We start from the raw sequence: 23,985 nt of genomic DNA on the forward strand, positions 1-23,985 counted from the left end.
AAGGTTTTAGTGAAAATATTTTTCCGCTTACATACGGAAGTGGTCGCCGAGGTATACATCACGAACTTCCTGATTTTGAAGAATATCATCCGGCGAGCCTTCGGCCAGCGTGTGGCCGTTGCCAATAATGTAGGCGCGTGAACAAATGCCCAGTGTTTCACGCACGTTATGGTCGGTAATGAGGATTCCAATGTTCCGCTCGGTCAGGTGTTCCACAATACGCTGGATGTCGATGACCGAAATCGGGTCGACGCCGGCAAAGGGTTCGTCCAGCAGGATGAAACGTGGCTCCATGGCCAGTGCGCGGGCAATTTCCACGCGCCTGCGTTCACCACCGGACAGGCTCATGCCTTTCTGGTTCCGCAGGTGTTCTATGTGCAGTTCCTGCAGCAGATTTTCCATTTTATCGGCACGTTCGCGACGACTTAAATCTTTTCGCAGTTCCAGCACGGCAAGCAGGTTGTCCGCCACACTGAGCTTGCGGAACACAGACGCTTCCTGGGGCAGGTAGCCGACTCCCTTGCGGGCGCGAATATGCATGGGGAAGGGGGTCAGATCCTGGTCGTCGAGCCAGACACTGCCGCCGTCACTGGGCACCAGGCCAACAATCATGTAAAAGCAGGTGGTTTTGCCGGCGCCGTTGGGACCGAGCAGTCCCACCACTTCACCGCTGTCGACGTGTAACGAGACCGACTCGATAACCTTGCGGCCCGAATAGCTCTTGCTGAGTTCGCGGGCTTCCAGTCGACTCATGGTGCAGGACTGGCCTTGTTGTCTTTTTTCGGTTTGGGCTGAATGGTGATAATGACCCGGTCATTGGGCTGGTCGGTGCCGGCGTTGACCTGATCCTTTGCCACGTCATAGACGATACGTTCGCTACGCAGTACGTCGCCGCCCTGGTTGACCTCGGCCTGCTCCAGCAGAATGATGTGCTCCGGGTCTGTATAGTATTCCATACGCTTCGAGCGGGCGTAGACATCCTGTTCCTTGCCGTCCGGCCGCTGTTTGTAGGTAGCCGGGTTGCCGTCCATCAGTACTTTCTCGATGTCGCTGCCCTTGTTATGCACAACCATGCGGTCGCCGGTCAGCACCAGTGTGCCCTGGGTGACCTTGACGTTGCCGGTATAGATACTGATGCCTTTGGCATCATCCAGTTCAACGCGGTCGGCCTCGATCATCATTGGCTGGTCACGATCGGTGGACAGGGCGTGGCTCCACGATGGCAGGATCAGCAGGACCAGCAGTATGAGATGCGTGGTGCGTGTCATGCGTATACGTTACCTGTAATCAGAGGTAACTTTCCAGTTCCTGTTGCAAAACGCCGCGCGCTTCCATGAGCATTTCACAGACATCGCGTGCGGCACCACGCCCGCCTCCCCGTGGTGTCTGCCAGTGGCTGTGTTTCACGACGAAGGCGTGGGCGTCCTGAACCGCGATCGCCAGGCCGACCTTGCGCATGACGGGCAGGTCGACCACATCGTCTCCAAGGTAGGCGATTTCGCCCGCCTGCAGGCCGGTCTGTTTCAGCAGTTCGGCAAAACCCTGCAGCTTGTCGTGCTGCCCCTGCCAGACCAGTTCCGGTTCGATGCCGAGGTTACGGATGCGGTGCTCCACGACCTTTGATGTACGGCCGGTAATAATGGCGCAGCGTACGCCGTATTTTTGCAGCATCTTGATGCCGTGGCCGTCCTGCGAATTGAAGGCCTTGTATTCCTGCCCGTCGTCACCGATGAACAGGCTGCCATCGGTCAATACACCGTCGACATCAAAGATCAGCAATTTGATGCGGGCGGCTTTTTCCAGGATATCTTTCATTGTCTTGTGCCTATACCACGCCGGCGCGCAGCAGGTCGTGCATGTTCAGTGCGCCAATCAGTTTTCTATCCTCATCGACCACCAGCAGGGCGTTGAATTTACCGTCTTCCATAATCTGCAGGGCCTCGGCCGCCAGCAGTCCGGGTGAAATCAGCGTGCAGTTACGGGTCATGACGTCATCGATAGAGGTTTTGTGCAGATCGACATCGTGATCCAGCGCGCGGCGCAGGTCACCATCGGTGAAGATACCTTCGACCCGGTTGTCGTGGTCGACCACGGCCGTGGCGCCAAGACCTTTTTGTGTCATCTCCAGCAGCGCGTCACAGACCAGTGTGCCTGCCGGAACATGCGGTACGCGGTCGCCGGTGTGGATCAGATCGTCGATCAGCAGCAGCAGTCGCCGGCCCAGTTTCCCACCCGGGTGAGAGCGGGCAAAATCATCGGCGGTAAAACCGCGGACTTCCAGCAGCGATATGGCCAGGGCATCCCCCATGGCAAGGGCGGCGGTGGTGCTGGCGGTGGGTGCAAGGTCCAGCGGGCAGGCTTCCTTTTCCACGCTGACGTCGAGATTGACACTGGCGGCCTGCGCCAGGGGGGAATCCGGGTTGCCGGTGAGTGAAATCAGCGGCACATTGAGGCGCTTGATAATCGGCAGAATAGTGAGGATTTCTTCTGTCGAACCGGAGTTGGACAGGGCGACGACAACATCCTTCGCGGTAATCATGCCCAGGTCGCCGTGACTGGCTTCACCGGGATGGACAAAAAAGGCCGGTGTGCCGGTGCTGGCCAGGGTCGCGGCGATCTTGCTGCCGATATGACCGGATTTGCCCATGCCGATCACCACCACGCGGCCTTCGCAGTCGAGCATGTGGTGGCAGGCGCGCACGAAATCATCATCGATACGTGTCTTCAGCGCCTCAATAGCGGCGGATTCGGTGTCCAGGACGGCCAGTCCCAGTTTTTTCAGTGTTGCATCAGTCATTGGATAAGGGCTTGTTAACGCCTGGTTGTCGCTCAGCGAACGGTGGTGAAGTATAACAGGCTCTGGTAGCCGATATAGCTGGCCAGCAACAGGCTGCCTTCGAATCGATTGATACGGCCTTCACCCCGCAAACCCCACGCCATGAGTAACAGTGCCACGGTCAGTATCAGCATCATCGGCATATCGCGCGACAGCACGGCAGGATCGATAGCGTCAGGTCGAATGATGCCGGGAATGCCCAGTACGGCCAGCAGGTTGAACATGTTGGAGCCTATAACGTTGCCGATGGCGATATCCGGTTCATTTTTCAGTGCGCTGGCAATCGAGGCGGCGAGTTCCGGCAGGCTGGTGCCCAGTGCGACGATGGTCAGGCCGATGACCAGGTCACTCACCCCAAAGGCTTCGGCAATGCCGACGGCGCCCCATACCAGCAGCCGCGAACTGGCGACCAGAATGACAATACCGAACAGCAGCCAGAACAACGAACGACCCAGCGGCATGTCGGTGGGAATTTCCGCTTCATATTCAGCGGCCATTGGATCTTCAGCGGCCATGGGGTCCTTGCCTCGCGAGTGCAGGCCCAGCCAGATCACCCAGGCCAGCATGACGACCAGTCCGCCGAGCAGGATCAGACCGTCGGCGAAATCCAGTCGCCCATCACTGACCAGCAGCCAGGCGATGAGCGTGGTGCCCAGTAAAATGGGCAGTTCGCGACGCACGGTACCGGAATGTACCGACAGGGGGACAAGCAGCGCGGTTGCGCCGAGGATCAGGGCAATATTAGTGATATTCGAGCCGATGGCATTACCCACGGCAAGCCCCGGGTTGTCGTTCATCGAGGCCATCAGTGAAACCAGAATTTCCGGCGCCGAGGTGCCAAAGCCGACAATGGTCAGGCCGATCAGCAACGGTGACACGCCAAGCAGCCGCGCCGTGCTGGCTGCGCCCATCACAAAACGTTCGGCGCCCCACACAAGGAGCGCAAATCCGGCCAGCGTGGCCACAAGCTCAATCCACATAGGTGGCGTATAGTAGGGATTCGTACCGGCGGGGACAAATCCGTTTGCAGGGAGGGGGCTGGGTGTGGGCGATATCGTTGATTTCAGGCGGCCGAAGGGCTCAAAAAAACACCGGGGCAATACCCTGTGCCGGCGTGGATTTCACAAGTGGGTGGTGGTTAACAAGCCTTTCGATGTCAAGCAGGGCAAGCTGGTGACCGGCTACCGTTGCGAGCGCTGCGGACAGGAGAAAACGGAATCCGGCTGATAGCCGCTTTCGACAGCGACTATTGCGCCCGTTTCCGTATAATGCCCGCCAGACAACAGGGATAGAACCGACAACAGACTATGGCGGAAGCAGCCAACCCTTCACAATCCGACACCCTGGTACGCATCCGCGATCTGCATTTTTCGCGTGGCGAACACATGATTTTCGACGGTGTGGACCTGGATATTCCGCGCGGCAGGATCACCGCGATCATGGGGCCGAGCGGTACCGGCAAGACCACGCTGTTGCGCCTGATCGGCGGGCAGTTATATCCCGACCAGGGCAGTGTGCAGGTCGATGGCCGGGAAGTGCCGGCACTCAGGCGTGGCGAGTTGTACGAATTGCGTCAGCGTATGGGGATGTTGTTCCAGTCCGGTGCCTTGCTGACCGATCTCACTGTGTACGACAACGTGGCTTTCCCGTTGCGCGAGCATACCGAATTACCGGAATCCATGATCCGCGACCTGGTGCTGATGAAACTCCAGGCTGTCGGTTTGCGTGGCGCGCGACGGTTGATGCCCAGTGAATTGTCCGGCGGCATGGCGCGCCGTGTGGCACTGGCGCGTGCCATCGCACTGGATCCGATGATGATTATGTACGACGAACCCTTCACCGGTCAGGACCCCATTTCCATGGGTGCACTGGTGCAATTGATTCGCCTGCTTAACGATGCGCTGGGGTTGACCAGTATTATCGTGTCACATGATGTGCAGGAGACCGCTGCCATTTCCGATTACATCTATGTTATTTCGCGCGGCAAGGTTGTTGGCCACGGCACACCGGAAGCACTCGACAGGACGGACTCCGAGTGGGTCAAACAGTTCATGCAGGGACTGCCCGACGGGCCGGTACCGTTCCACTACCCGGCGCCGGATTACCGGGAAGACCTGTTACAGGGCGGGGAGGTCGGCTGATTATGCTGGAATGGATACGGCAACTGGGCGTGACCGGTATTGCCTTTTTTGAAAAACTCGGGCGCGGGCACCTGTTTTTGTGGAAAACCCTGGTGGGTATTCCGGCGGTGCTGATGCGGCCGCGGCTGCTGATTGCACAGTTGTTCTCGGTGGGTGTGTTGTCGCTGATGCTGATTGCCATTTCCGGCCTGTTCGTCGGCATGGTGCTGGGGCTGCAGGGCTACAACACACTGGTCGATTTCAGTGCCGAGGAATCGCTGGGCGTGATGGTGGCCCTGTCGATGGTGCGCGAACTGGGGCCGGTGGTGACGGCGCTGTTGTTCGCCGGCCGCGCAGGCTCCGCGCTGACGGCAGAAATTGGCCTGATGAAGGCCACCGAGCAATTATCGGGTATGGAAATGATGGCGGTTGACCCGTTACACCGGGTGATTGCCCCGCGTTTCCTGGCAGGCTGTATTTCCATGCCGCTGCTGGTGGCGATTTTCAGCGCGGTCGGCATCTGGGGGGGGTATTTTGTCGGCGTTGGCCTGCTGGGTGTTGATGAAGGCGCCTACTGGGCACAGATGCAGGCCAAGGTGGACCTTTACGATGATGTCTTTAACGGTGTCATCAAGAGCGTGGTGTTCGGTTTCGTGACGACATGGATTGCCGTGTTCGAAGGCTACGATGCTGTTCCGACTTCGGAAGGTGTCAGCCGCGCCACAACCCGCACGGTGGTGCATTCCGCCTTTGCCGTGCTGGGACTGGATTTTGTATTAACCGCATTGATGTTCGGAGACAGCTGAGCATGAAACAGACCAAAACAACAGAAATGCTGGTGGGCATGTTTGTCGCGGCCGGTATCGCAGCCCTTTTTGTACTGGCGATGCAGGTCAGCAACCTCAGCAGCTTCAGGGAGGACGGCACCTACACCCTGACGGCCCGCTTTGACAATATCGGTGGGTTGCAGGTGCGTTCCGCCGTGAAGGCGGCCGGGGTGCTGGTAGGCCGGGTGGCCAGCGTCGATTTTGACAATGAGCGCCAGGTTGCCGTGGTGACTTTGCGTATCAATCAGCGTTACAACCGCTTTTCTGACGACACCTCGGCCAGTATTTACACGGCCGGGCTGCTTGGCGAACAATACATCGGCCTGGAGTCCGGTGGTTCGGAGGAATACCTGGTGGACGGTTCAGAGCTGGATGAGGGCCTGACCCAGTCAGCCATCGTGCTGGAAAAACTGATCGGTAAATTCATCATGGACAAGGCGAGCGGCGAATAGCCATGCCCGAGTCGCGCGCCTCGGTTGAGCAGGGTCGTGAAGGCCGGCTGGAAATCCACGGTGACCTGAGTTTCGATTCGGTGCCGGCGCTGTGGCGCGATTGTCGTGAACACTGTGCGTCGGGGACTGCAATCGATGTGGATCTTGGCCAGGTACAGCGTTCCGACAGCGCCGGTCTCGCGCTGTTGATCGAGTGGTTGCGCGAGACACAGCGCAGCGGCGGCAGTCTGCGGTTTTTCAATATGCCTGTGCAGATGCTGGAAATGGCGCGCGTCAGCGGTCTCGATGAGATCCTGCCGCTGCACAGGGACTGAGTTCCCGAATCCGGCCGCTGTTTCCCGCCGTGTTTGCAGGGGAGAGGCCTGATGTAACTTATAGTATGATCCGGCTTCTGATTGGTAAGGACGAGCAGGATTATGCAGGCAGACGAACTGAAAAAAATTATCGAGGACGGCATCCCCTCCGCCGAGGTGACCGTGCAGGGTGATGGTGACCACTTCGAGGCAACCATTGTCAGCCCCGAATTCGAGGGCAGGAACAAGGTACAGCAGCACCAGATGGTCTATGCTGCACTGGGCGACCTGATGCAGGGCGCGGTGCATGCCCTGTCATTTCGCACCTTCACACCGGAAGACTGGAGCAAACAGCTCTGACCCGGTCATTTACTGGCACATGACTTCCAGGCTCGACCCATGTCTGAACAACTGACGATTGCCCTGTCAAAGGGCCGCATTTTCAAGGAAACCCTGCCGCTGCTGGCGCACGCCGGTATCGAACCGGTGGACGATCCGGAAACCAGTCGCAAGCTGATCCTGGATACCAACCAGGGCGATGTGAAGCTGGTGATTATCCGTGCCTCGGACGTACCGACCTATGTGCAGTATGGTGCCGCCGACCTCGGCGTGGCCGGCAAGGATGTGCTGATGGAACACGGTGGCGCCGGTCTGTATGAACCACTGGACCTGCGTATCGCGCAGTGCCGGCTGATGGTGGCCGGGCGCGAGGCGTGGGCGCCGCAGTCGCGCCGGCTGCGTATTGCCAGCAAGTACGTCAACAGCACACGCCGGTACTTTGCCGAACAGGGACAGCAGGTGGAGATCATCAAGCTGTACGGTTCCATGGAACTGGCGCCGCTGGTCGGCCTGTCGGACCTGATTGTCGATGTGGTGGACACCGGCAATACGCTCAGGGCCAATGGCCTGCAACCACTCGATCACATTGCCGACATCAGTTCACGGCTGGTCGTCAACAAGGCCTCCATGAAGCGTAAGCACGCACGGGTGCAGGCCTTCATCGACCGGCTTGCCGAGGCCGTGGAACGGCAGCAGGCCGCCTGAACATGGTGGACATTAAACGACTCGACAGCCGCCAGGACGGTTTCTACGCCGCGCTGGATCAGGTGCTGGCCTGGGAAGCTTCCGCCGACGAGGCGGTAGAGACGACGGTGCGGGAAATCATCGCCGCCATCCGCGAGCGCGGCGACGCGGCATTGCTTGAATACACCACGAAATTCGATCGCCTGCAGGTGGCCAGCGTGGCAGAACTGGAAATTTCCCGGCAACGTTTGCAGCAGGCGCTCAATACCATCCCGACCGACCAGCGGGAGGCGCTGGAGCGTGCCGCCGCGCGCGTGCGCGCCTATGCGGAACACCAGAAAATGGATTCCTGGTCCTATACCGAAGACGACGGTACTGTACTCGGTCAACAGGTGGCGCCACTGGATCGCGCTGGCCTGTATGTGCCGGGCGGCAAGGCGGCATACCCGTCATCGGTATTGATGAATGCGGTGCCGGCAAAGGTTGCCGGCGTTGATGAGCTTGTTATGGTTGTGCCGACACCGGATGGCGTGGTCAATGAGCTGGTGCTGGCCGCGGCCGCGATTGCCGGTGTGGACCGGGTGTTCTCGATTGGCGGTGCACAGGCGGTGGCGGCACTGGCCTATGGAACGGAAAGTATCCCGCGTGTCGACAAGATTGTCGGTCCGGGCAATATCTATGTTGCCACTGCCAAGGGTATGGTATTCGGCCAGGTCGGTATCGATATGATCGCCGGCCCCTCGGAAATCCTGGTAGTGTGTGATGGCGGAACGAACCCCGACTGGATTGCCATGGACCTGTTCTCGCAGGCCGAGCATGATGAGGACGCGCAGGCCATTCTGGTCAGCCCCGATGCAGATTTCCTCGATCAGGTCGCCGCCAGTATTGAAAAACTGCTGCCGGACATGCAACGTGAGCCGATCATCCGCCAGTCCCTGCAGGGACGTGGTGCACTGGTGAAGGTGAAAAGCCTGGACGAGGCAGTCGAGGTCGCCAACCACATCGCCCCCGAACACCTGGAGCTCTCCGTTGAGGACCCGCAGGCCATGGCCACACGGATTCGCCACGCCGGCGCCATCTTCATGGGGCGCTACACGGCCGAGGCGCTGGGCGATTATTGCGCCGGCCCGAACCACGTGTTGCCGACCTCGCGGACAGCACGCTTCTCATCGCCGCTGGGGGTGTACGATTTCCAGAAACGCTCCAGCATCATTTATTGTTCCGCGCAGGGTGCCAACGACCTGGGGCGCACCGCTTCCACGCTGGCGCGCGGCGAAGGGCTGGAGGCACACGCCCGCTCGGCGGAGTACCGGGTGGCTGACGACGCATGAGCGCGGCAGCAAAATCCCCGCAATTCTGGATCCGCCCCGAAATCCAGGCACTGAAGCCCTACCATGTGCCGGATCCCGGTGACAGCATCAAGCTGGACGCCATGGAAAATCCCTATCGCTGGCCGGAATCGCTGGTCGACGAGTGGCTCGAAGTGCTGCGCGAGGTTGAGCTGAACCGTTACCCGGACCCCGGCGCGCGCGCCCTGACCGAACGTCTGCGCGAGGCCATGCAGGTGCCGGACAATGCCCGGATCGTGCTGGGCAACGGCTCCGATGAGCTCATCCAGATGCTTGCTCTGGCGGTAGCACAACCGGACCGGGTGATTTTGTCGCCCGACCCGACGTTCGTCATGTACCGGATGATCGCCGACGTGGCCGGCCTGTGTTATGAGGGCGTGCCGCTGGCGGAGGATTTTTCGCTGGATCTCGATGCCATGTTGCACGCCATTGACCTGCACCAGCCAGCGATTGTATTCCTGGCCTACCCGAACAACCCGACCGGAACACTGTTTGATCGTGCCGCCATCGAATTCATCATTGAGCGGTCACCCGGCCTGGTGGTGGTGGATGAGGCCTATGCGCCGTTTACCGATGCCAGCTTTATGCCGCGGCTCGGTGAGTTTCCCAACCTGCTGGTGCTGCGTACGGTATCCAAAATGGGCCTGGCCGGCCTGCGCCTCGGCCTGCTGGCCGGTGCCCCCGAATGGCTGGATGAAATCAATAAAACGCGTTTGCCCTACAACATCAATGTACTGACCCAGGCCAGCGCCATGTTCGCGCTGGAGCACAGGGCGATGCTGGATGAGCAGGCCGGTCTGATTCGTGCCGAGCGTCGTCGTTTGCTCGATGCCCTGTCGAACTGCGAAGGTATAACGGCATACCCCAGTGAGGCTAATTTTGTCCTGTTCCGGGTTGCGCAAGGTTCAGCCGATGCGGTATTCGCTGCGCTTTGCCAGCAAGGGGTATTGATCAAGAACCTGAACCCTGCCGGTGGTCGTATGCAGGACTGCCTGCGGGTAACGGTCGGTACGCCGGATGAAAATACCCGTTTCCTCGCCGCGCTGGAAAAGGCGCTCGATTCGCTCTGAGCGGGCAGGTGGCCTGTCTGCTCGTCATAGTTAAGATGTATCAATCCTGTTCATCCATGACGGGCGTGAATCCATGAAATCCTGCATAAAGTGTCTGATCAGCGGCCGCGTTCAGGGCGTGTTTTTCCGGGCGTCGGCGCGCGCTGAAGCAACGCGGCTGGGTATTACCGGTCGCGCCATCAATCTGCCGGACGGGCGCGTCGAGGTGCTGGCCTGCGGGGAGAGCGCTGCCCTTGGGGCAATGAAGCGCTGGCTTGAAAGCGGCCCACCAGCTGCGCGCGTGGACAAGCTTGAGTGTCAGCCGGTCAGTATGGAAATACCGACCCGCTTCGAGGTCGGTTGAGCAAAGCGGGTCGGTAACCCGGGGTCGCCTGCTTTACGCCCGGCTCTTGCGCGGCGCAATCCGTAACTGTTCCACCTTGCCCACGGCAACATTATGGCCCGGTTCATGGTGGGCCTTCTGCGGCACCAGCAGGGTGTCACGGGGTGGCTGACGATCGTCAGGTTTCGGGTAATCCAGCGTGTAGTGCAGGCCACGGCTTTCCCTGCGCATCTGTGCCGAGCGGATAATCAGTTCGGCGACCTGCACCAGGTTACGCAGTTCCAGCAGGTCGTTGGTGACACGGAAATTACCGTAGTATTCCTCGATTTCGAGCTGCAGGGTGGCAATGCGACGTTGTGCGCGTTCCAGTCGCTTGTCGGTACGCACAATGCCGACGTAGTCCCACATAAAGCGTCGCAGTTCATCCCAGTTGTGGCTGACCACCACTTCCTCGTCAGAGTCCGTGACTTTCGATTCGTCCCATTCCGGCAGTTCAGCTGGCATCGGGTTGTTCGCCAGCCTTGCCTCGATATCCGCGGCGGCCGCGGTGGCGAATACCAGGCACTCCAGCAATGAGTTGCTGGCCATGCGGTTGGCCCCGTGCAGACCGGTACAGGCGGACTCGCCGACTACGTACAGGTTCTCGACGTCGCTGTGCCCCTTCATGTCGGTGGGGATGCCGCCACAGGTGTAGTGGGCGGCCGGCACCACCGGGATCGGCTCGCGGGTGATGTCGATCCCCAGTTCCATGCAGCGCTGCTGCACAGTGGGGAAGTGTTCGTGGATAAATTCCGGCGACTTGTGCGAGATATCGAGCAGCACGTGGTCGATACCGAGGCGTTTCATCTCGTGGTCAATGGCGCGGGCGACGATATCGCGTGGTGCCAGTTCGCAGCGCGTATCGAAGCGCTGCATGAAGGGTTTGCCGTCGGGGAGTAACAGTTTTCCGCCCTCGCCGCGCACCGCCTCGGTGATCAGGAACGACTTGGCCTGCGGGTGGTACAGGCAGGTCGGGTGAAACTGGTTGAATTCCATGTTGGCCACCCGGCAGCCGGCACGCCAGGCCATGGCGATGCCGTCACCGGTGGAGGTGTCGGGATTGCTGGTATAGAGGTACACCTTGCTGGCGCCACCCGTGGCCAGCGCCACGCACTTTGCCCGGAACACCTCCACCCGGCCGCTGCTGCGATCCAGTACATAGGCGCCCAGGCAGCGGTTCGATGGCTGGCCAATGCGGTCTGCGGTGATCAGGTCGACGGCAATGTGCTGTTCAAACAGGTCGATATTATCGCGTGCCCGTACGGCATCGATCAGGCTGCTCTGTACCGCCTTGCCGGTGGCGTCTGCGGCATGGATGACGCGGCGGTGCTGATGCCCGCCTTCGCGGGTCAGGTGAAAGCCTTTTTCCGGGCTGCTGTGTTCGCGGGTGAAAGCGACACCGAGGTCGACCAGCCACTGTACGGCTTCCGGACCGTTTTCGACGGTAAAACGCACGACCTCCGGGTCGCACAGGCCGGCACCGGCGTCCATGGTGTCCCTGACGTGGGATTCGATGGAATCCGCCTGGTCGAGCACGGCGGAGATGCCGCCCTGTGCGTACCAGGTGTTGCCTTCCTGTACCGGGCCTTTTGACAGCACGGCGACACGTATCCGCGGTGGCAGGCGCAGGGCCAGCGTGAGGCCGGCCGCGCCGCTGCCGATAATAAGGACGTCATACTGGTGCTGGGTATGCATGAGCGGTGGTCGCCTGTGCCGTAATCGGGTATGGTCGGGACTGGTTAATATCTTCAGAATAAAGCGCTTTGCAAAGTTATTTTATCCCAAATCCCGGTTTCTGGCGAACTCTCGCGGGTTTACCCGGTCTACAGCAGCCATGCATGCTATCCGGGAAAAAGAGAGGGTAGCCCGGATGGGCGACAAAAACCTCGACCAGGAACTGGTCAAGCGGGTGCAGAACGGCGAAAAAGCGGCGTTCGACATCCTGGTGCGTAAATACGAGCACAAGCTTGCGAATGTGATCGGGCGCTATATCCGTGACCCCAGCGAAGTGCTCGATGTGTCGCAGGAAGCCTTTATCAAGGCTTACCGCGCGCTGCCGAACTTCCGTGGAGACAGCGCCTTTTATACCTGGTTATATCGTATCGCCATTAACACGGCAAAGAACTACCTGGTGGCTTCGAGCCGCCGTCCTCCAAAAGACGATATCGACGCCCAGGACGCGGAACAATTTGAGTCCGGCTCAGGTCTCAGGGAATATGCAACACCGGAACGTATGGCACTGCAAAGCGAGTTGGCCAGCACCATCCAGTCGGCCATCGATGATTTGCCGGAAGAGTTGCGAACCGCCATTGTGCTGCGCGAGCTTGATGGCCTGAGTTACGAGGAGATTGCCTCCGCCATGGATTGCCCGATTGGTACAGTCCGATCAAGAATTTTCAGGGCGCGTGATGCCATTGATAGCCGCATCCGTCCGCTGTTGACCGATGTAGAAGCAGGTGAAGAATGATGAATGACGAAATCCGCGAGCAGTTATCCGCACTGGCTGATGACGAGCTGACCGAACTGGAGCGACCGCTGCTGTTGGGCCGGATGCAGCGCGACAGGGCGCTGCGTGAATGTCTCGGACGTTACCGGTTGATTGGTGAAGTGATGCGTGGCGCCGGTGCTTCAGCCGGGATGGGTATCGCACAACGGGTGCAGGATGCATTGGCTGATGAAGTGTCGAAATCGGCGCTGCAGCAGGATAAGTCCCGGTCAGGGCAGGTGAATGAGCATTCCGGGCAGGATCACTGGTGGAAACCGATGGCTGGCCTTGCGGTGGCTGCGTCTGTCGCGCTGGTTGCGGTACTGGCAGTGACAAACGAACAGGGCAAGGATACAGGCGCCACCGTGCTGGCTGTTACTGCGACAGCACCGACAGCCGTGCTGGCCAGTGACAACCGTGAGTCACGCTGGGATCGTATTGAACCCCAGGTCGAGAAACGCCTGGCGGGTTACCTGGTCAACCACAGTGAGTATGCAGCCAGTCGCGGTGTTCAGGGCGTCATGCCCTATGCGCGTGTCGTATCTGACACCCATCAGTGATGAAGCCGGCGTCTGTCGCTTTCCTGGCAGTTTTGTTTGCAGCCCTTGCCGGTATGACCTCGGCAAGGGCTGATTCGGATGCGTACGTATGGCTGGAACGTATGACGCTGGCTTCACGTACGCTGAATTACACCGGTACCTTTGTTTACCAGCACCAGGGGCAACTCGACGCCATGCGCATTGTGCATGCCGTGGGTACGGGTGGTGAGCGTGAACGCCTCATGTCGCTGACCGGCCCCAGGCGTGAAATTCTGCGTGATAACCAGGTGGTTACCTGCATTCTGGAAGACAGTGAGTCCGTGCATGTGAACCGTAGTCAGCCACGCTCCCCGTTTCCGGCCAGCTTTCCCGAAAGCCTGAAGGAGCTCGAGCAGCTCTACAGTTTCAGCGTGGGTGACGAGGACCGTGTTGCCGGGTTGCCCTGTCGCCTGGTTGAGGTAAGGCCTCGCGATAGCTATCGCTATGGCCGGCGCCTTTGTGTACATGGCGACAATTACATGTTGTTGCGCTCGGAACTGACCGATTTTCAGGGCGAGTCGGTCGAGCAGATGATGTTCACCTCGATCGATTTCCCGAAACAAATCAGCGAGCAGGAACTGCTCCCGGATCTCAGTGGCGCAGGTTTTTCCTGGAAGCTGGAGCCGGAAATGACGCCACCTGAACCGGGTAGTGATGAGACGGATACGCACTGGAAGGTTATCCAGGTGCCGGATGGTTTTGTGTTGACCGACCATAGCTGGCACCAGTTGTCTGCCCATGACCCGGGCGTTGAGCACTGGGTGTACAGTGATGGACTTGCCAGTGTATCGGTCTATATTGAAAAAGCTCCCGGTGGTCACGACAGTTACCAGGGCGTAACCCATCGTGGGGCGTTAAATGCTTACGGTACGATGATGGACGGCTATTACATAACCGTTGTGGGTGAGGTGCCCATGAAAACCGTCGAAATGATTGGTAACGCGGTACGGATCCGCTGACCTGCCATGCTGGAAGAAACGGCCCGTGTTGTTGAAGTGGATGATGAAACTGTCTGGGTGGAGACCCGGCGGCGTTCCACCTGCGGCTCCTGTTCAGCCAGCAAGGGTTGCGGTACGGCGGCCATTGCCCGTGCGCTGGGCAAGCGGCGCAGCATTGTCAGGGTGCTGGCCAGCATGCCACTGAAGGCCGGGGACGAGGTGATTATCGGAATTCGTGAGCGAGCACTGGTAAAGGGGTCGCTGGCGGTTTATGCCGTCCCCATCGCGCTGCTTTTACTGGGTGCATTGCTTGGCGAGTTGGGTGCGCAGCAATTTCTGTGGCAAAGTGCCGAGGCGGCGAGTGTTGTGCTGGGGATTTCAGGGTTTGCGATCGGGCTGTTCTGGTTGCGGCGGTTTACCCTGCGTATCCGTTATGATGCAGACTATCAGCCAGTAGTATTACGAAAGGTGATCGGGCAGCCGGTCATTGCGATTACGACAGAGTGATTCAGGAGTAACTATGTCTTTGTTGAAGAGAGCAGGATCGGTTTTTATTCTGGTATTTGCGTTTGCCGGCAGTCTGCAGGCAAGCAAGTTGCCGGACTTCACAGATCTGGTGGAAGAAACCAGCAAGGCTGTGGTCAATATCAGTACCACGCAGAAAGTGAAAACGGGCGGCATGCAGTTGCCGGAAGGTATCGAGATACCCAATCTCCCCGAGGATTCGCCGTTTAATGACCTGTTCAAGCACTTCTTTGGCGAACAGGGGCGTGGTGGTATGCCACCGCCCCCGCGTGAAGCCAAGTCGCTGGGGTCCGGGTTCATTATTTCGGAAGACGGTTATGTCATGACCAATAATCATGTGGTCAAGGACGCTGACGAAATCATTGTCAGGCTGGCCGACCGTCGTGAACTCAAGGCCAAAGTGGTCGGCACAGATGATCGCAGCGACATCGCCCTGCTGAAGATCGATGCCGATAACCTGCCGGTGGCAAAAATCGGCAGATCGGAACAGCTGAAAGTCGGCGAGTGGGTACTGGCCATTGGTTCCCCGTTCGGTTTCGATTATTCGGCAACGGCCGGCATCGTCAGTGCCAAGGGGCGGGCGCTGCCGCGCGAGAATTATGTGCCGTTTATCCAGACAGACGTGGCGATAAACCCGGGTAACTCGGGTGGCCCGTTGTTCAATCTCGATGGCGAGGTGGTGGGTGTCAACTCCCAGATCTACAGCCGTACCGGTGGCTATATGGGGCTGTCTTTCTCTATCCCCATCGAGGTCGCCATGGATGTTGCCGACCAGCTCAAAACACACGGCAAGGTCAGTCGCGGCTGGCTCGGCGTATTGATCCAGGATGTAACGCTGGACCTGGCAGAGTCATTTGGTCTGAGCAAACCACAGGGGGCACTGATTGCCAGGGTGATGCCGGACAGCCCTGCACAGGAAGCCGGTCTCCAGGTTGGCGACGTGGTGCTGGCATTCAATGGCAAGGATATTGATCGCTCATCCAGCCTGCCGCCTGTGGTTGGCAGTACGCCGGTGGGCAAGCGTGTACCGATCAGGATCATGCGTAACAAGCGTAGCCAGACCCTGTGGATCAAGCTGGGTGAGTTGCCTGACAAGGACAGGAAGATTGCCAAGGCGGCCGAGAGCAAGGTGGCCAGTGACAACCGCCTGGGTGTCAAGGTGGCTGACCTGACGGACGATCAGCGCAAGGAGCTGGATCTGGACGCTGGTGTACTGGTTGATGCTATTGGTGAAGGTCCGGCTGCCGATGCCGGTATTCGCCAGGGTGACATTATCGTACGCATCAATGGCACGCTGATCAGGGATGTCGGCCAGTTCGAGAAGATGATCAGGAAGCTGCCCGCCGGCAAGTCCGTGCCGGTACTGGTCCAGCGTCGCGGGGGGCCGATTTTCCTCGCGCTCAAAATACCGAAGGGCGACTGACCGGCGTGCCGGAAAGGCCGACGCTGACGCTGTACTACCGCGAAGGCTGTCATTTGTGTGAAACCATGTTGCAGGCCCTGCGGGGCCTGCAATCACGTGTGGATTTCGATTTGCGGATAGAAGACATCGATCGCGACCCACAGCTGTCGCAGCGTTACGATGAGTGGGTGCCGGTATTGCTCGGCGGTGAACAGGAGATTTGTCACTATCACCTTGATCAGGCGGCAGTGGAGGCTTTTCTTGGAACCGGGGGTGGTGGGGCGCCCCGGCAATAGCGTGTATACTGTCGCAGTTGAGCTTTTCACACTATCCAGGCTTTCCCGGATGGCGCCGTACTGGCGCCATTCTGGTTTTATAAATCAGGTTGTAAATGACTGATCTGTCCCACATTCGAAATTTTTCCATCATTGCGCATATCGACCACGGCAAGTCCACGCTGGCGGACCGGTTTATTCAGCGCTGTGGTGGGCTGACCGAACGCGAAATGGAAGCCCAGGTGCTGGATTCCATGGACCTGGAGCGCGAGCGTGGCATCACCATCAAGGCGCAGAGTGTGTCGCTGCCCTACAAGGCGAAAGACGGCAGGGACTATGTGCTGAATTTTATCGATACACCGGGGCACGTGGATTTCTCCTACGAAGTATCGCGGTCGCTGGCGGCCTGTGAAGGCGCGCTGCTGGTTGTAGATGCAGCGCAGGGCGTTGAGGCGCAGAGCGTGGCTAACTGCTATACCGCCATCGAACAGGGTCTGGAAGTCGTTCCGGTACTCAACAAGATCGACCTGCCTTCGGCCGAGCCGGATCGTGTCAAACAGGAGATCGAGGATATCATTGGTATCGATGCCACGGATGCCATTGAGGTCAGCGCCAAGACCGGTCTCGGCATAGATGATCTGCTGGAACAGTTGATTGAGCGTATTCCACCACCACAAGGTGATGCCGATGCCCCGTTGCAGGCACTGATTATCGACTCATGGTTCGACAGCTATGTCGGCGTGATCTCGCTGGTGCGCGTCATGCAGGGTACCCTGCCGCGGCGCAGGAAAATTCGCATCATGTCGACCGGGCGTGATCATATTGCTGAAAAGGTCGGGGTGTTTACCCCGCATCGACAGGACCGGGAATACCTGACTGCCGGTGATGTGGGTTATATCATTGCCGGCATCAAGGAGATCGACGGTGCACCGGTCGGCGACACCATTACGCTGACAGACCGTCCGTCCGGGGATGTATTGCCCGGTTTCCAGAAGGTCCAGCCGCGTGTCTTTGCCGGTTTATACCCGGTAGTCTCCGACGACTACGAAGACCTGCGCGTGGCGTTGCAGAAACTGAGGCTCAACGATGCCTCGCTGCACTTCGAACCGGAAACCTCGACCGCGCTGGGTTTTGGATTCCGTTGTGGTTTCCTGGGTATGCTGCACATGGAAATCATCCAGGAGCGGCTGGAACGCGAATACGACATCGACCTGATTACCACCGCGCCAACCGTTATCTACCAGGTGCTCGATACCAAAGGCGAATTACTGGAAATCGACAACCCGGCCAGCCTGCCGCCGGTAAACCAGATTGAGGAAATCCGCGAGCCGATCATTCTCGCCAACATCCTCGTACCCCAGGACTACCTTGGCGCCGTGATTGGCCTGTGCGTGGAAAAGCGTGGTGTGCAGCGTAATATGCAGTATCTCGGCACCCAGGTGTCACTGAATTATGAGCTGCCGCTCAGCGAGGTAGTGCTGGATTTCTTTGACCGGTTAAAATCGGTCAGCCGGGGTTATGCGTCTTTTGACTATACCTTCGAGCGATTCCAGGCGGCCTCGCTGGTCAGGCTGGATATCCTGATCAACGGCGAGCGTGTCGATGCCCTGTCCGTGATTGTGCATCGCGAGTTTGCCAACAGTCGTGGGCGTGAACTGACCGAACGTATGAAGGAAATCATTCCCCGGCAGATGTTCGACGTTGCTATCCAGGCGGCTATCGGATCACAGATTATTGCCCGAACCACGGTCAAGGCATTACGCAAGAATGTGACGGCCAAGTGTTACGGTGGTGACATAAGCCGAAAACGCAAGTTGCTGGAAAAGCAGAAAGCCGGTAAAAAACGTATGAAACAATTTGGCAAGGTGGAGATTCCGCAGGAAGCTTTCCTCGCGGTCCTTCAGGTGGGGAAAAAATAATATGAACTTCAACTTTCCGGCCTTACTGGTCGCGGCAACTTTTATTACAGGTCTGATATGGCTGATCGATGCCGTACTGTGGGCGCCAGGGCGCAGGCAGCGCGCAGAGCAGGAAGCCGGCAAGGCGAGTGCTTCAGGCCGGGAGGGTGGTCCGGGCCAGGTTGTGATCAAGGAACCCACGATTGTTGAATATGCCAAATCCTTCTTCCCGGTTATTCTGGCCGTGTTGTTACTGCGGTCATTCCTGGTTGAACCGTTTCGTATCCCCTCCGGTTCCATGATGCCGACCTTGCTGGTTGGCGATTTTATTCTGGTCAACAAGTTTGCCTACGGGATACGCCTGCCGGTACTGAACCGCAAGGTGGTAGACCTTGGTGAGCCAGAGCGGGGTGATGTCATGGTGTTTCGTTTTCCCAAGGATCCGCGTGTCGACTACATCAAGCGAGTGGTCGGCCTGCCGGGAGACCACGTGGTCTATCGCGACAAGACCCTGTTTATCAATGACGAGAAAGTTGCGCAGATCCCTGCAGGTACCTATATTGGCAAGGGTTCCGGCCTGTCCATGTCAGGTGCCAGTATCCGCCGTGAAATACTGGGCGACGTTGAGCACGAGATCCTGGTCGTGCCGCGTATCAAGGGCGTGACGGCCGATGTGGTGGTTCCCGAGGGACATTATTTCGTTATGGGCGATAACCGGGATAACAGTAACGACAGTCGATACTGGGGATTCGTGCCGGACCAGAACCTGGTCGGCAAGGCATTCATGATCTGGATGAACTGGGATTCTGCGGCGGGTGGTATTGCCTGGGATCGTATCGGGGACTCCATTCACTAGCACGTGGAGAGAGCGACGATGAGGAAATGGCATCACCAACGCGGGATGACGGCAATCGGCTGGCTGCTGGTGCTGGGCCTGATTGCATTCTTTACCCTGATTACCTTGCGCCTGGTTCCAATCTATCTGGAATATTCGAAGGTGGTGTCGGTGCTGGAGTCATTGAACAACGAACCGGGCATCGGCGGCAAGCCGCGTAGCGAAATCATCAAGCTGGTCAACAAGCGCTTCGACATAAACGACGTGCGCAAGGTTTCACCCAGGCTGATCAAGGTGAGCAAGGAAAAGGGTATTACGCGGATATCCATTGACTATGAACGCCGTGAACACCTGATGGCCAATATTGATGTTGTTGCGCGCTTTAATAAACAGATTGAGGTTCCGAGCCGTTGAACCGCTCCCTGGACGGCCTGGTCCGTTCGCTGGGTTGTGAATTCCGGCAACCTGAACTGCTGGAAGCGGCTGTTACCCACCGTAGTGCCGGCAGTCGTAACAATGAGCGTCTGGAATTTCTGGGTGATGCAGCACTTGGCTTTGTGATTGCGGAATGGTTGTACAAGAAGTTCCCCGATGCCAGCGAAGGCCAGTTGAGTCGGCTGCGTGCCACGCTGGTCAAGCGCGAGACACTGGCCGACGTGGCGCGAGGGCTGGACATTGGTGATTATCTGCGGCTCGGCTCCGGCGAATTGAAAAGCGGCGGTTTCCGCCGCGACTCGATACTCGCCGATGCGCTGGAAGCTGTTCTCGGCGCGATCCTGCTGGATAGCGGTTACCCGGAAGTGCATGCCTGTATCCACCGCCTGTTTGCGGAAAAAATGGCCCGTCTGTCCACGGCGGATGAGTTGAAAGACCCCAAAACCCTGCTGCAGGAGCTGCTTCAGTCGCGCAAGCTTGGTCTGCCTGTCTATGCCGTTGTGTCAGTCAGCGGCAAGGCACACCAACAGCGCTTTGTGGTCGAGTGCCGGGTCGAGGACATGGGTATGTCCGTTACCGGTGAAGGTGGCAACCGGCGTGGCGCAGAGCAGGCCGCTGCCCGTCGCATGCTGGAAAAGACAGGTGAATCCCGGTGACTGAATTCCGTAGTGGTTTTGTGGCCCTGGTTGGCCGCCCCAATGTTGGCAAGTCCACCATCATGAACCGTATGATTGGTCAGAAGATCAGCATTACCTCGCGGCGCCCGCAAACCACCCGCCACCGCATTCTTGGTATCAAGACCGACGAGGATGTACAGATAGTCTTTGTCGATACTCCCGGGTTACACGCCAGACAACCACGTGCCATGAACCGCTATTTGAACCGTGCCGCCACCGACAGTCTGAAAGATGTCGATGTCGTGGTGTTTGTCGTGGAAGGCACGCGCTGGCACAAGGACGACGAGTGGGTGCTGGAAAAGCTCAGGCGCCTGTCCTGCCCGGTGATCGCTGCCATCAACAAGATCGACCGTATCGAAAACAAGGAAACACTGCTCCCCTTTATACAGAACCTTGCGGGGCAGGCTGATTTTTCCGCCATCATTCCGGTCTGTGCGCGACGTGGCGATCATCTCGATGAACTGGAAGTGGCTATTCGCAAACACCTCCCGGTGTCTGTGCCGTTCTACCCGGAAGACCAGGTGACGGATCGTAGTGAGCGCTTCCTTGCGGCGGAACTGGTACGTGAGAAGCTGTTCCGTAAACTGGGTGAAGAAATTCCTTATGGCCTTACCGTTGAGATTGAAAGTTTCAGGGAAGAAAAGGATCTACTGACGATTCACGCGTTGATCTGGGTCGAAAAGAGCAGCCAGAAGCCCATTGTGATAGGGCGTAAAGGCGCATTGCTCAAGGCAGTCGGCAAGGAAGCGCGCGAAGATATGCAAAAGGCCTTTGAGCGGAAAATTTTCCTCCAGCTCTGGGTGAAGGTCAAGGAAGGCTGGGCAGACGACGACCGTGCCCTGCGCAGTCTGGGGTACCAGGACAACTGACATGCCTGCCGCAAAGCACCCGGAGCTGGTCCCCGGCTTTGTGCTGCACCAGCGGCCCTATCGCGAAACCAGTGCCCTGCTGGAAATCTTTACGCCGTCGCACGGCCGGGTCGGGCTGGTGGCGCGCGGCGTGTATTCACCAAAGTCACGTCGGCGTGGTGAGTTACAGGTCTTCCGCGCCTTGCGTTTTTCCTGGAAGGAGCGCGGTGAGTTGGGTACTCTGACCGGCGTTGAGGCCGATGGACCGGGTTTCAGCCTGGCGGGTGCGGCACTTTACAGTGCCTTTTACCTGAATGAACTGCTGGTGCGCCTGCTGGTGCGCCATGACCCGCATCCCCCACTGTTTGAACAATACCGGAACGCCTTGCACGCATTGTCTGGGCGACCATCCGGCATTGAATTGACGTTGCGGTTGTTCGAGAAGCAGCTGTTACAGGAAACCGGCTACGGACTGTTGCTGGATGTGGATTGTGAAACCGGCGAACCGGTGCAGGCTGACAGCTTCTACGATTACCACCTGGAAGCCGGGCCGGTCAGGGTGACTGATGCTGCCGGGGAGGGTTTTCTGTTCCCCGGTTCCAGTCTGCTTGCACTGGCACAGGAAAAAAACATCGATGCTGCCGTGTTGCGGGATGCCAAACGCCTGATGCGGGCTGCCCTGTCCCTGTATCTTGGCGGGAAACCGCTGAAGTCGCGCGAACTGTTCCAGCGCACCCTGACGGGGTGACGCGGCATCATGGAAGCCCTGCTGGTGGGAGTCTGCTGGTGCGGACTTGCCAAATCTGTTTCGATTGCCGATGATGCCCGGCGTTTCTGTTTCTGATTCACGCGAGGAAAAAACCCGATGAACAAGGATCTCAAGAGTATGTTGTTCGGTGGAGAGAAGATGTTTCCGGCCACCCTGCGCGCTACCGGCCGCTTGCTGGATTAGGAGATTTTCATGGGCAATATTCTGCTCGGCGTTAATATTGATCACGTGGCCACCTTGCGGGAGGCGCGCGGTACGCGCTATCCCGACCCGGTACAGGCTGCCATCGAATCAGAGCAGGCCGGGGCTGACAGTATCACCCTGCACTTGCGCGAGGACCGTCGACACATCCAGGAGCGCGATGTGGAGATACTGAAAGATATTCTGCAAACGCGCATGAATCTGGAAATGGCGGTGACTGACGAAATGCTGGCCATCGCCTCACGAATCCGGCCTGCCGATTGCTGCCTGGTACCTGAACGAAGGGAGGAACTGACCACCGAGGGCGGGCTGGATGTGGCAGGACAGGTTGATCGCATGCAGGATGCCTGCGCACAACTGGCCGAGGCCGGTGTGCGGGTATCGCTGTTTATCGATGCCGACCCCGTACAGGTGGATGCAGCGAAGGCGGTGGGTGCGCCCTGCATCGAAATACATACCGGGCATTTCGCAGATGCCGGGACACCGGAGGCGGTGCAGGCGGAGTTTGAGAAAATCGATGCGGCAGTCCAGCTGGCTAACGATATCGGTTTGCATGTGAATGCCGGGCACGGCCTGCACTACCACAATGTGCGTACTATCGCGGCACTTCCCGGCGTACGTGAATTGAATATCGGTCACGCTATCATCGCGCGTGCGGTATTTACCGGTCTGGGAAACGCTGTAAGGGAAATGAAACAGCTGATGTTACTGGCCGGTGTACAGCAGCGGATTCCGGTCTGATGCCTTGGCGTTGTACATCGCCTGGTCGGCGTGCCGCAGCAGGGTTTCCGGGTCACTTCCATGATCCGGGTACAGGGATATCCCGATGCTGGCAGAGATGCTGATCTGTTTTCCCAGCACACTGAAAGGGTGTCTAAGCGCGCGATCCAGTTTCCTGGCTGCGGCAAGTGCGTCTTCCGCGCTCTTGATCTGCTCCAGGGAAACAATAAACTCATCGCCGCCTATTCTTGAAACAGTGTCTGACTGACGCATGGTATCGCGCAGTCGGTTTGCGACGGCCTGCAGCAGGCAGTCGCCGGTTTCATGACCGTAACGATCGTTGATAGGTTTGAAATCATCGAGGTCCAGGTAAACCACGCCCAGTTTCCGTTGATAGCGTTCTGCGCGGGCGATACCCGCGCTCAGGCGGTCATTCAGGAGTGTGCGGTTAGGCAGGTCGGTGAGTTCATCGTGGCGGGCAGCGTGCTCCAGTTGTTCCTCGGTGTGCAGGCGATCACTCTCATTGTGCACGACAAAAGTATACAGGCGCTGGCCGGGCAAGGGCGTTTGCGACAGCGAGACTTCAGCGGGAAAACGTTCTCCATTGTTGCGCATACAGATAATGTGATCTGTGTTGAAACCGATATGGTTATCCTGCGCAATTCGCGTTAAAACGCTCAGTCGGTGCTTTTCCTTGCTGAGAAAGCGTGGGCACAGGAGGCGTTGCACCCGACTGCCCAGGATTTCCTTCTGCTTGTAGCCAAACATTCGCTCGGCGCCCTGATTGAAAATAACAATACGGCACGCTTCATCAATAGAGATGATGGCTTCATGGGTAATGTGTAAAAGACGTACATAGCGGCCCGCCTGTCGGATCAGCCTTTCGGCAGCGGCACGATCTTCATTCCCTGTGGAGGACTTTCCCTGTTGGCTGGTATGCGGGTTATCTTTATCAATCATTGGCTTATGTTTCTTGCTGCACTGTCGGGGCAGTGAGCGACAGACCCGTCTACTCACAGACTAGCATAGAGTGGGGGCGCGGCCAGCTATATTCGAAAAATGATCCAT

General features: G+C 58.3%; 30 protein-coding genes. 23 read left to right on the plus strand and 7 right to left on the minus strand.

The genetic code is table 11. The features are described from left to right. Positions 1 to 27: 27 nt before the first annotated feature. Genes lptB through ACW81B_RS08580 form a run of 5 tightly spaced genes read right to left on the minus strand, consistent with a single transcriptional unit; the run spans position 28 to position 3,801 of the window. Complete coding sequence (gene lptB, locus ACW81B_RS08560) at positions 28 to 753, minus strand: LPS export ABC transporter ATP-binding protein (RefSeq protein WP_491579802.1); 726 nt, start codon at positions 751 to 753, stop codon at positions 28 to 30. After that, the gene (gene lptA, locus ACW81B_RS08565; protein WP_491579803.1) at positions 750 to 1,268 is read right to left on the minus strand and encodes a lipopolysaccharide transport periplasmic protein LptA; all 519 of its coding nucleotides are present in this window, start codon (positions 1,266 to 1,268) and stop codon (positions 750 to 752) included. Before lptA ends, lptB begins: the two co-directional genes overlap by 4 nt. Positions 1,269 to 1,287: 19 nt before the next feature. Then, positions 1,288 to 1,815 (minus strand): KdsC family phosphatase, encoded by a 528-nt coding sequence (locus tag ACW81B_RS08570; protein ID WP_491579804.1) that lies wholly within the window; start codon positions 1,813 to 1,815, stop codon positions 1,288 to 1,290. A gap of 10 nt (positions 1,816 to 1,825) precedes the next feature. Then, positions 1,826 to 2,797 (minus strand): KpsF/GutQ family sugar-phosphate isomerase, encoded by a 972-nt coding sequence (locus ACW81B_RS08575; protein WP_491579805.1) that lies wholly within the window; start codon positions 2,795 to 2,797, stop codon positions 1,826 to 1,828. A gap of 32 nt (positions 2,798 to 2,829) precedes the next feature. Next, positions 2,830 to 3,801, minus strand: a complete 972-nt coding sequence (locus tag ACW81B_RS08580) for a calcium/sodium antiporter (RefSeq protein ID WP_491579806.1) — start codon at positions 3,799 to 3,801, stop codon at positions 2,830 to 2,832. Between the two features lie 79 nt (positions 3,802 to 3,880). Between ACW81B_RS08580 and ACW81B_RS08585 the strand changes: the two genes are divergently transcribed. The 10 genes from ACW81B_RS08585 to ACW81B_RS08630 all read left to right on the plus strand — a co-directional run bounded on the left by ACW81B_RS08585 (position 3,881) and on the right by ACW81B_RS08630 (position 10,313). Beyond that, positions 3,881 to 4,063 carry a hypothetical protein gene (locus ACW81B_RS08585; protein ID WP_491579807.1) on the plus strand — a complete coding sequence of 61 codons (183 nt, stop codon included), beginning with the start codon at positions 3,881 to 3,883 and terminating at the stop codon, positions 4,061 to 4,063. An 80-nt stretch (positions 4,064 to 4,143) separates the two neighbouring features. Continuing rightward, positions 4,144 to 4,977, plus strand: a complete 834-nt coding sequence (locus ACW81B_RS08590; RefSeq protein ID WP_491579808.1) for an ABC transporter ATP-binding protein — start codon at positions 4,144 to 4,146, stop codon at positions 4,975 to 4,977. Between the two features lie 2 nt (positions 4,978 to 4,979). Further along, on the plus strand, positions 4,980 to 5,762 hold the full coding sequence (gene mlaE / locus ACW81B_RS08595; protein WP_491579809.1) for a lipid asymmetry maintenance ABC transporter permease subunit MlaE: 783 nt from the start codon (positions 4,980 to 4,982) through the stop codon (positions 5,760 to 5,762). Positions 5,763 to 5,764: 2 nt separating this feature from the next. Continuing rightward, positions 5,765 to 6,235: an outer membrane lipid asymmetry maintenance protein MlaD gene (gene mlaD, locus ACW81B_RS08600; RefSeq protein ID WP_491579810.1), complete on the plus strand. Its 471-nt coding sequence runs from the start codon at positions 5,765 to 5,767 to the stop codon at positions 6,233 to 6,235. A 2-nt stretch (positions 6,236 to 6,237) separates the two neighbouring features. Further along, a complete protein-coding gene (locus tag ACW81B_RS08605; protein WP_491579811.1) occupies positions 6,238 to 6,549 on the plus strand; it encodes an STAS domain-containing protein in 312 nt (103 codons plus the stop codon). A 102-nt stretch (positions 6,550 to 6,651) separates the two neighbouring features. Continuing rightward, a complete protein-coding gene (locus tag ACW81B_RS08610; protein ID WP_491579812.1) occupies positions 6,652 to 6,888 on the plus strand; it encodes a BolA family protein in 237 nt (78 codons plus the stop codon). A gap of 39 nt (positions 6,889 to 6,927) precedes the next feature. Beyond that, positions 6,928 to 7,572: an ATP phosphoribosyltransferase gene (gene hisG / locus ACW81B_RS08615; RefSeq protein WP_491579813.1), complete on the plus strand. Its 645-nt coding sequence runs from the start codon at positions 6,928 to 6,930 to the stop codon at positions 7,570 to 7,572. Positions 7,573 to 7,574: 2 nt separating this feature from the next. Next, on the plus strand, positions 7,575 to 8,882 hold the full coding sequence (hisD, locus tag ACW81B_RS08620) for a histidinol dehydrogenase (RefSeq protein WP_491579814.1): 1,308 nt from the start codon (positions 7,575 to 7,577) through the stop codon (positions 8,880 to 8,882). Next, entirely contained in the window at positions 8,879 to 9,970 is a 1,092-nt protein-coding gene (gene hisC, locus ACW81B_RS08625; protein WP_491579815.1) for a histidinol-phosphate transaminase, read from the plus strand. Before hisD ends, hisC begins: the two co-directional genes overlap by 4 nt. A gap of 73 nt (positions 9,971 to 10,043) precedes the next feature. After that, the gene (locus tag ACW81B_RS08630; protein WP_491579816.1) at positions 10,044 to 10,313 is read left to right on the plus strand and encodes an acylphosphatase; all 270 of its coding nucleotides are present in this window, start codon (positions 10,044 to 10,046) and stop codon (positions 10,311 to 10,313) included. 33 nt (positions 10,314 to 10,346) lie between these two features. Here ACW81B_RS08630 and nadB read toward each other — a convergent pair whose 3' ends face one another. Continuing rightward, on the minus strand, positions 10,347 to 12,026 hold the full coding sequence (gene nadB, locus ACW81B_RS08635; RefSeq protein ID WP_491579817.1) for an L-aspartate oxidase: 1,680 nt from the start codon (positions 12,024 to 12,026) through the stop codon (positions 10,347 to 10,349). Between the two features lie 175 nt (positions 12,027 to 12,201). Here nadB and rpoE point away from each other — a divergent pair, with 175 nt between their 5' ends. The 13 genes from rpoE to pdxJ all read left to right on the plus strand — a co-directional run bounded on the left by rpoE (position 12,202) and on the right by pdxJ (position 22,938). Then, entirely contained in the window at positions 12,202 to 12,798 is a 597-nt protein-coding gene (rpoE, locus tag ACW81B_RS08640; protein ID WP_491579818.1) for an RNA polymerase sigma factor RpoE, read from the plus strand. Further along, a complete protein-coding gene (locus ACW81B_RS08645; protein ID WP_491579819.1) occupies positions 12,795 to 13,376 on the plus strand; it encodes a sigma-E factor negative regulatory protein in 582 nt (193 codons plus the stop codon). Before rpoE ends, ACW81B_RS08645 begins: the two co-directional genes overlap by 4 nt. A 53-nt stretch (positions 13,377 to 13,429) precedes the next feature. Continuing rightward, complete coding sequence (locus ACW81B_RS08650; RefSeq protein WP_491579820.1) at positions 13,430 to 14,353, plus strand: MucB/RseB C-terminal domain-containing protein; 924 nt, start codon at positions 13,430 to 13,432, stop codon at positions 14,351 to 14,353. 6 nt (positions 14,354 to 14,359) lie between these two features. Then, the gene (locus tag ACW81B_RS08655) at positions 14,360 to 14,839 is read left to right on the plus strand and encodes a SoxR reducing system RseC family protein (RefSeq protein ID WP_491579821.1); all 480 of its coding nucleotides are present in this window, start codon (positions 14,360 to 14,362) and stop codon (positions 14,837 to 14,839) included. A gap of 13 nt (positions 14,840 to 14,852) precedes the next feature. Continuing rightward, entirely contained in the window at positions 14,853 to 16,280 is a 1,428-nt protein-coding gene (locus ACW81B_RS08660) for a DegQ family serine endoprotease (protein ID WP_491579822.1), read from the plus strand. 5 nt (positions 16,281 to 16,285) lie between these two features. Beyond that, a complete protein-coding gene (locus tag ACW81B_RS08665; RefSeq protein ID WP_491579823.1) occupies positions 16,286 to 16,555 on the plus strand; it encodes a glutaredoxin family protein in 270 nt (89 codons plus the stop codon). 95 nt (positions 16,556 to 16,650) lie between these two features. Next, positions 16,651 to 18,453, plus strand: a complete 1,803-nt coding sequence (gene lepA, locus ACW81B_RS08670; protein WP_491579824.1) for a translation elongation factor 4 — start codon at positions 16,651 to 16,653, stop codon at positions 18,451 to 18,453. A gap of 1 nt (position 18,454) precedes the next feature. Continuing rightward, positions 18,455 to 19,288, plus strand: a complete 834-nt coding sequence (gene lepB / locus ACW81B_RS08675; protein WP_491579825.1) for a signal peptidase I — start codon at positions 18,455 to 18,457, stop codon at positions 19,286 to 19,288. Between the two features lie 18 nt (positions 19,289 to 19,306). Beyond that, positions 19,307 to 19,681, plus strand: a complete 375-nt coding sequence (locus ACW81B_RS08680; protein ID WP_491579826.1) for a DUF4845 domain-containing protein — start codon at positions 19,307 to 19,309, stop codon at positions 19,679 to 19,681. Next, positions 19,678 to 20,358: a ribonuclease III gene (gene rnc / locus ACW81B_RS08685; protein WP_491579827.1), complete on the plus strand. Its 681-nt coding sequence runs from the start codon at positions 19,678 to 19,680 to the stop codon at positions 20,356 to 20,358. The genes ACW81B_RS08680 and rnc overlap by 4 nt, the downstream gene beginning before the upstream one ends. Next, positions 20,355 to 21,248, plus strand: a complete 894-nt coding sequence (gene era / locus ACW81B_RS08690) for a GTPase Era (protein ID WP_491579828.1) — start codon at positions 20,355 to 20,357, stop codon at positions 21,246 to 21,248. The genes rnc and era overlap by 4 nt, the downstream gene beginning before the upstream one ends. A gap of 1 nt (position 21,249) precedes the next feature. Continuing rightward, complete coding sequence (gene recO / locus ACW81B_RS08695; protein ID WP_491579829.1) at positions 21,250 to 21,975, plus strand: DNA repair protein RecO; 726 nt, start codon at positions 21,250 to 21,252, stop codon at positions 21,973 to 21,975. Positions 21,976 to 22,188: 213 nt separating this feature from the next. Next, positions 22,189 to 22,938 carry a pyridoxine 5'-phosphate synthase gene (pdxJ, locus tag ACW81B_RS08700; RefSeq protein WP_491579830.1) on the plus strand — a complete coding sequence of 250 codons (750 nt, stop codon included), beginning with the start codon at positions 22,189 to 22,191 and terminating at the stop codon, positions 22,936 to 22,938. On the opposite strand, the gene ACW81B_RS08705 is transcribed toward pdxJ, so the two are convergent. Further along, positions 22,903 to 23,877: a diguanylate cyclase domain-containing protein gene (locus ACW81B_RS08705; protein ID WP_491579831.1), complete on the minus strand. Its 975-nt coding sequence runs from the start codon at positions 23,875 to 23,877 to the stop codon at positions 22,903 to 22,905. The two genes, pdxJ and ACW81B_RS08705, sit on opposite strands and share 36 nt — an antisense overlap. Positions 23,878 to 23,985: the final 108 nt, after the last annotated feature.

It is taken from the genome of Thiogranum sp. (assembly GCF_058323355.1).

What these genes read in the sequence shown, in the direction of transcription:
- lptB (WP_491579802.1), bottom strand. Translation starts at nt 753, where the DNA reads ATGAGTCGACTGGAAGCCCGCGAACTCAGCAAGAGCTATTCGGGCCGC.
- lptA (WP_491579803.1), bottom strand. Translation starts at nt 1,268, where the DNA reads ATGACACGCACCACGCATCTCATACTGCTGGTCCTGCTGATCCTGCCA.
- ACW81B_RS08570 (WP_491579804.1), bottom strand. Translation starts at nt 1,815, where the DNA reads ATGAAAGATATCCTGGAAAAAGCCGCCCGCATCAAATTGCTGATCTTT.
- ACW81B_RS08575 (WP_491579805.1), bottom strand. Translation starts at nt 2,797, where the DNA reads ATGACTGATGCAACACTGAAAAAACTGGGACTGGCCGTCCTGGACACC.
- ACW81B_RS08590 (WP_491579808.1), top strand. Translation starts at nt 4,144, where the DNA reads ATGGCGGAAGCAGCCAACCCTTCACAATCCGACACCCTGGTACGCATC.
- mlaE (WP_491579809.1), top strand. Translation starts at nt 4,980, where the DNA reads ATGCTGGAATGGATACGGCAACTGGGCGTGACCGGTATTGCCTTTTTT.
- mlaD (WP_491579810.1), top strand. Translation starts at nt 5,765, where the DNA reads ATGAAACAGACCAAAACAACAGAAATGCTGGTGGGCATGTTTGTCGCG.
- ACW81B_RS08605 (WP_491579811.1), top strand. Translation starts at nt 6,238, where the DNA reads ATGCCCGAGTCGCGCGCCTCGGTTGAGCAGGGTCGTGAAGGCCGGCTG.
- ACW81B_RS08610 (WP_491579812.1), top strand. Translation starts at nt 6,652, where the DNA reads ATGCAGGCAGACGAACTGAAAAAAATTATCGAGGACGGCATCCCCTCC.
- hisG (WP_491579813.1), top strand. Translation starts at nt 6,928, where the DNA reads ATGTCTGAACAACTGACGATTGCCCTGTCAAAGGGCCGCATTTTCAAG.
- hisD (WP_491579814.1), top strand. Translation starts at nt 7,575, where the DNA reads ATGGTGGACATTAAACGACTCGACAGCCGCCAGGACGGTTTCTACGCC.
- hisC (WP_491579815.1), top strand. Translation starts at nt 8,879, where the DNA reads ATGAGCGCGGCAGCAAAATCCCCGCAATTCTGGATCCGCCCCGAAATC.
- ACW81B_RS08630 (WP_491579816.1), top strand. Translation starts at nt 10,044, where the DNA reads ATGAAATCCTGCATAAAGTGTCTGATCAGCGGCCGCGTTCAGGGCGTG.
- nadB (WP_491579817.1), bottom strand. Translation starts at nt 12,026, where the DNA reads ATGCATACCCAGCACCAGTATGACGTCCTTATTATCGGCAGCGGCGCG.
- rpoE (WP_491579818.1), top strand. Translation starts at nt 12,202, where the DNA reads ATGGGCGACAAAAACCTCGACCAGGAACTGGTCAAGCGGGTGCAGAAC.
- ACW81B_RS08645 (WP_491579819.1), top strand. Translation starts at nt 12,795, where the DNA reads ATGATGAATGACGAAATCCGCGAGCAGTTATCCGCACTGGCTGATGAC.
- ACW81B_RS08650 (WP_491579820.1), top strand. Translation starts at nt 13,430, where the DNA reads ATGACCTCGGCAAGGGCTGATTCGGATGCGTACGTATGGCTGGAACGT.
- ACW81B_RS08655 (WP_491579821.1), top strand. Translation starts at nt 14,360, where the DNA reads ATGCTGGAAGAAACGGCCCGTGTTGTTGAAGTGGATGATGAAACTGTC.
- ACW81B_RS08660 (WP_491579822.1), top strand. Translation starts at nt 14,853, where the DNA reads ATGTCTTTGTTGAAGAGAGCAGGATCGGTTTTTATTCTGGTATTTGCG.
- lepA (WP_491579824.1), top strand. Translation starts at nt 16,651, where the DNA reads ATGACTGATCTGTCCCACATTCGAAATTTTTCCATCATTGCGCATATC.
- lepB (WP_491579825.1), top strand. Translation starts at nt 18,455, where the DNA reads ATGAACTTCAACTTTCCGGCCTTACTGGTCGCGGCAACTTTTATTACA.
- ACW81B_RS08680 (WP_491579826.1), top strand. Translation starts at nt 19,307, where the DNA reads ATGAGGAAATGGCATCACCAACGCGGGATGACGGCAATCGGCTGGCTG.
- recO (WP_491579829.1), top strand. Translation starts at nt 21,250, where the DNA reads ATGCCTGCCGCAAAGCACCCGGAGCTGGTCCCCGGCTTTGTGCTGCAC.
- pdxJ (WP_491579830.1), top strand. Translation starts at nt 22,189, where the DNA reads ATGGGCAATATTCTGCTCGGCGTTAATATTGATCACGTGGCCACCTTG.
- ACW81B_RS08705 (WP_491579831.1), bottom strand. Translation starts at nt 23,877, where the DNA reads ATGATTGATAAAGATAACCCGCATACCAGCCAACAGGGAAAGTCCTCC.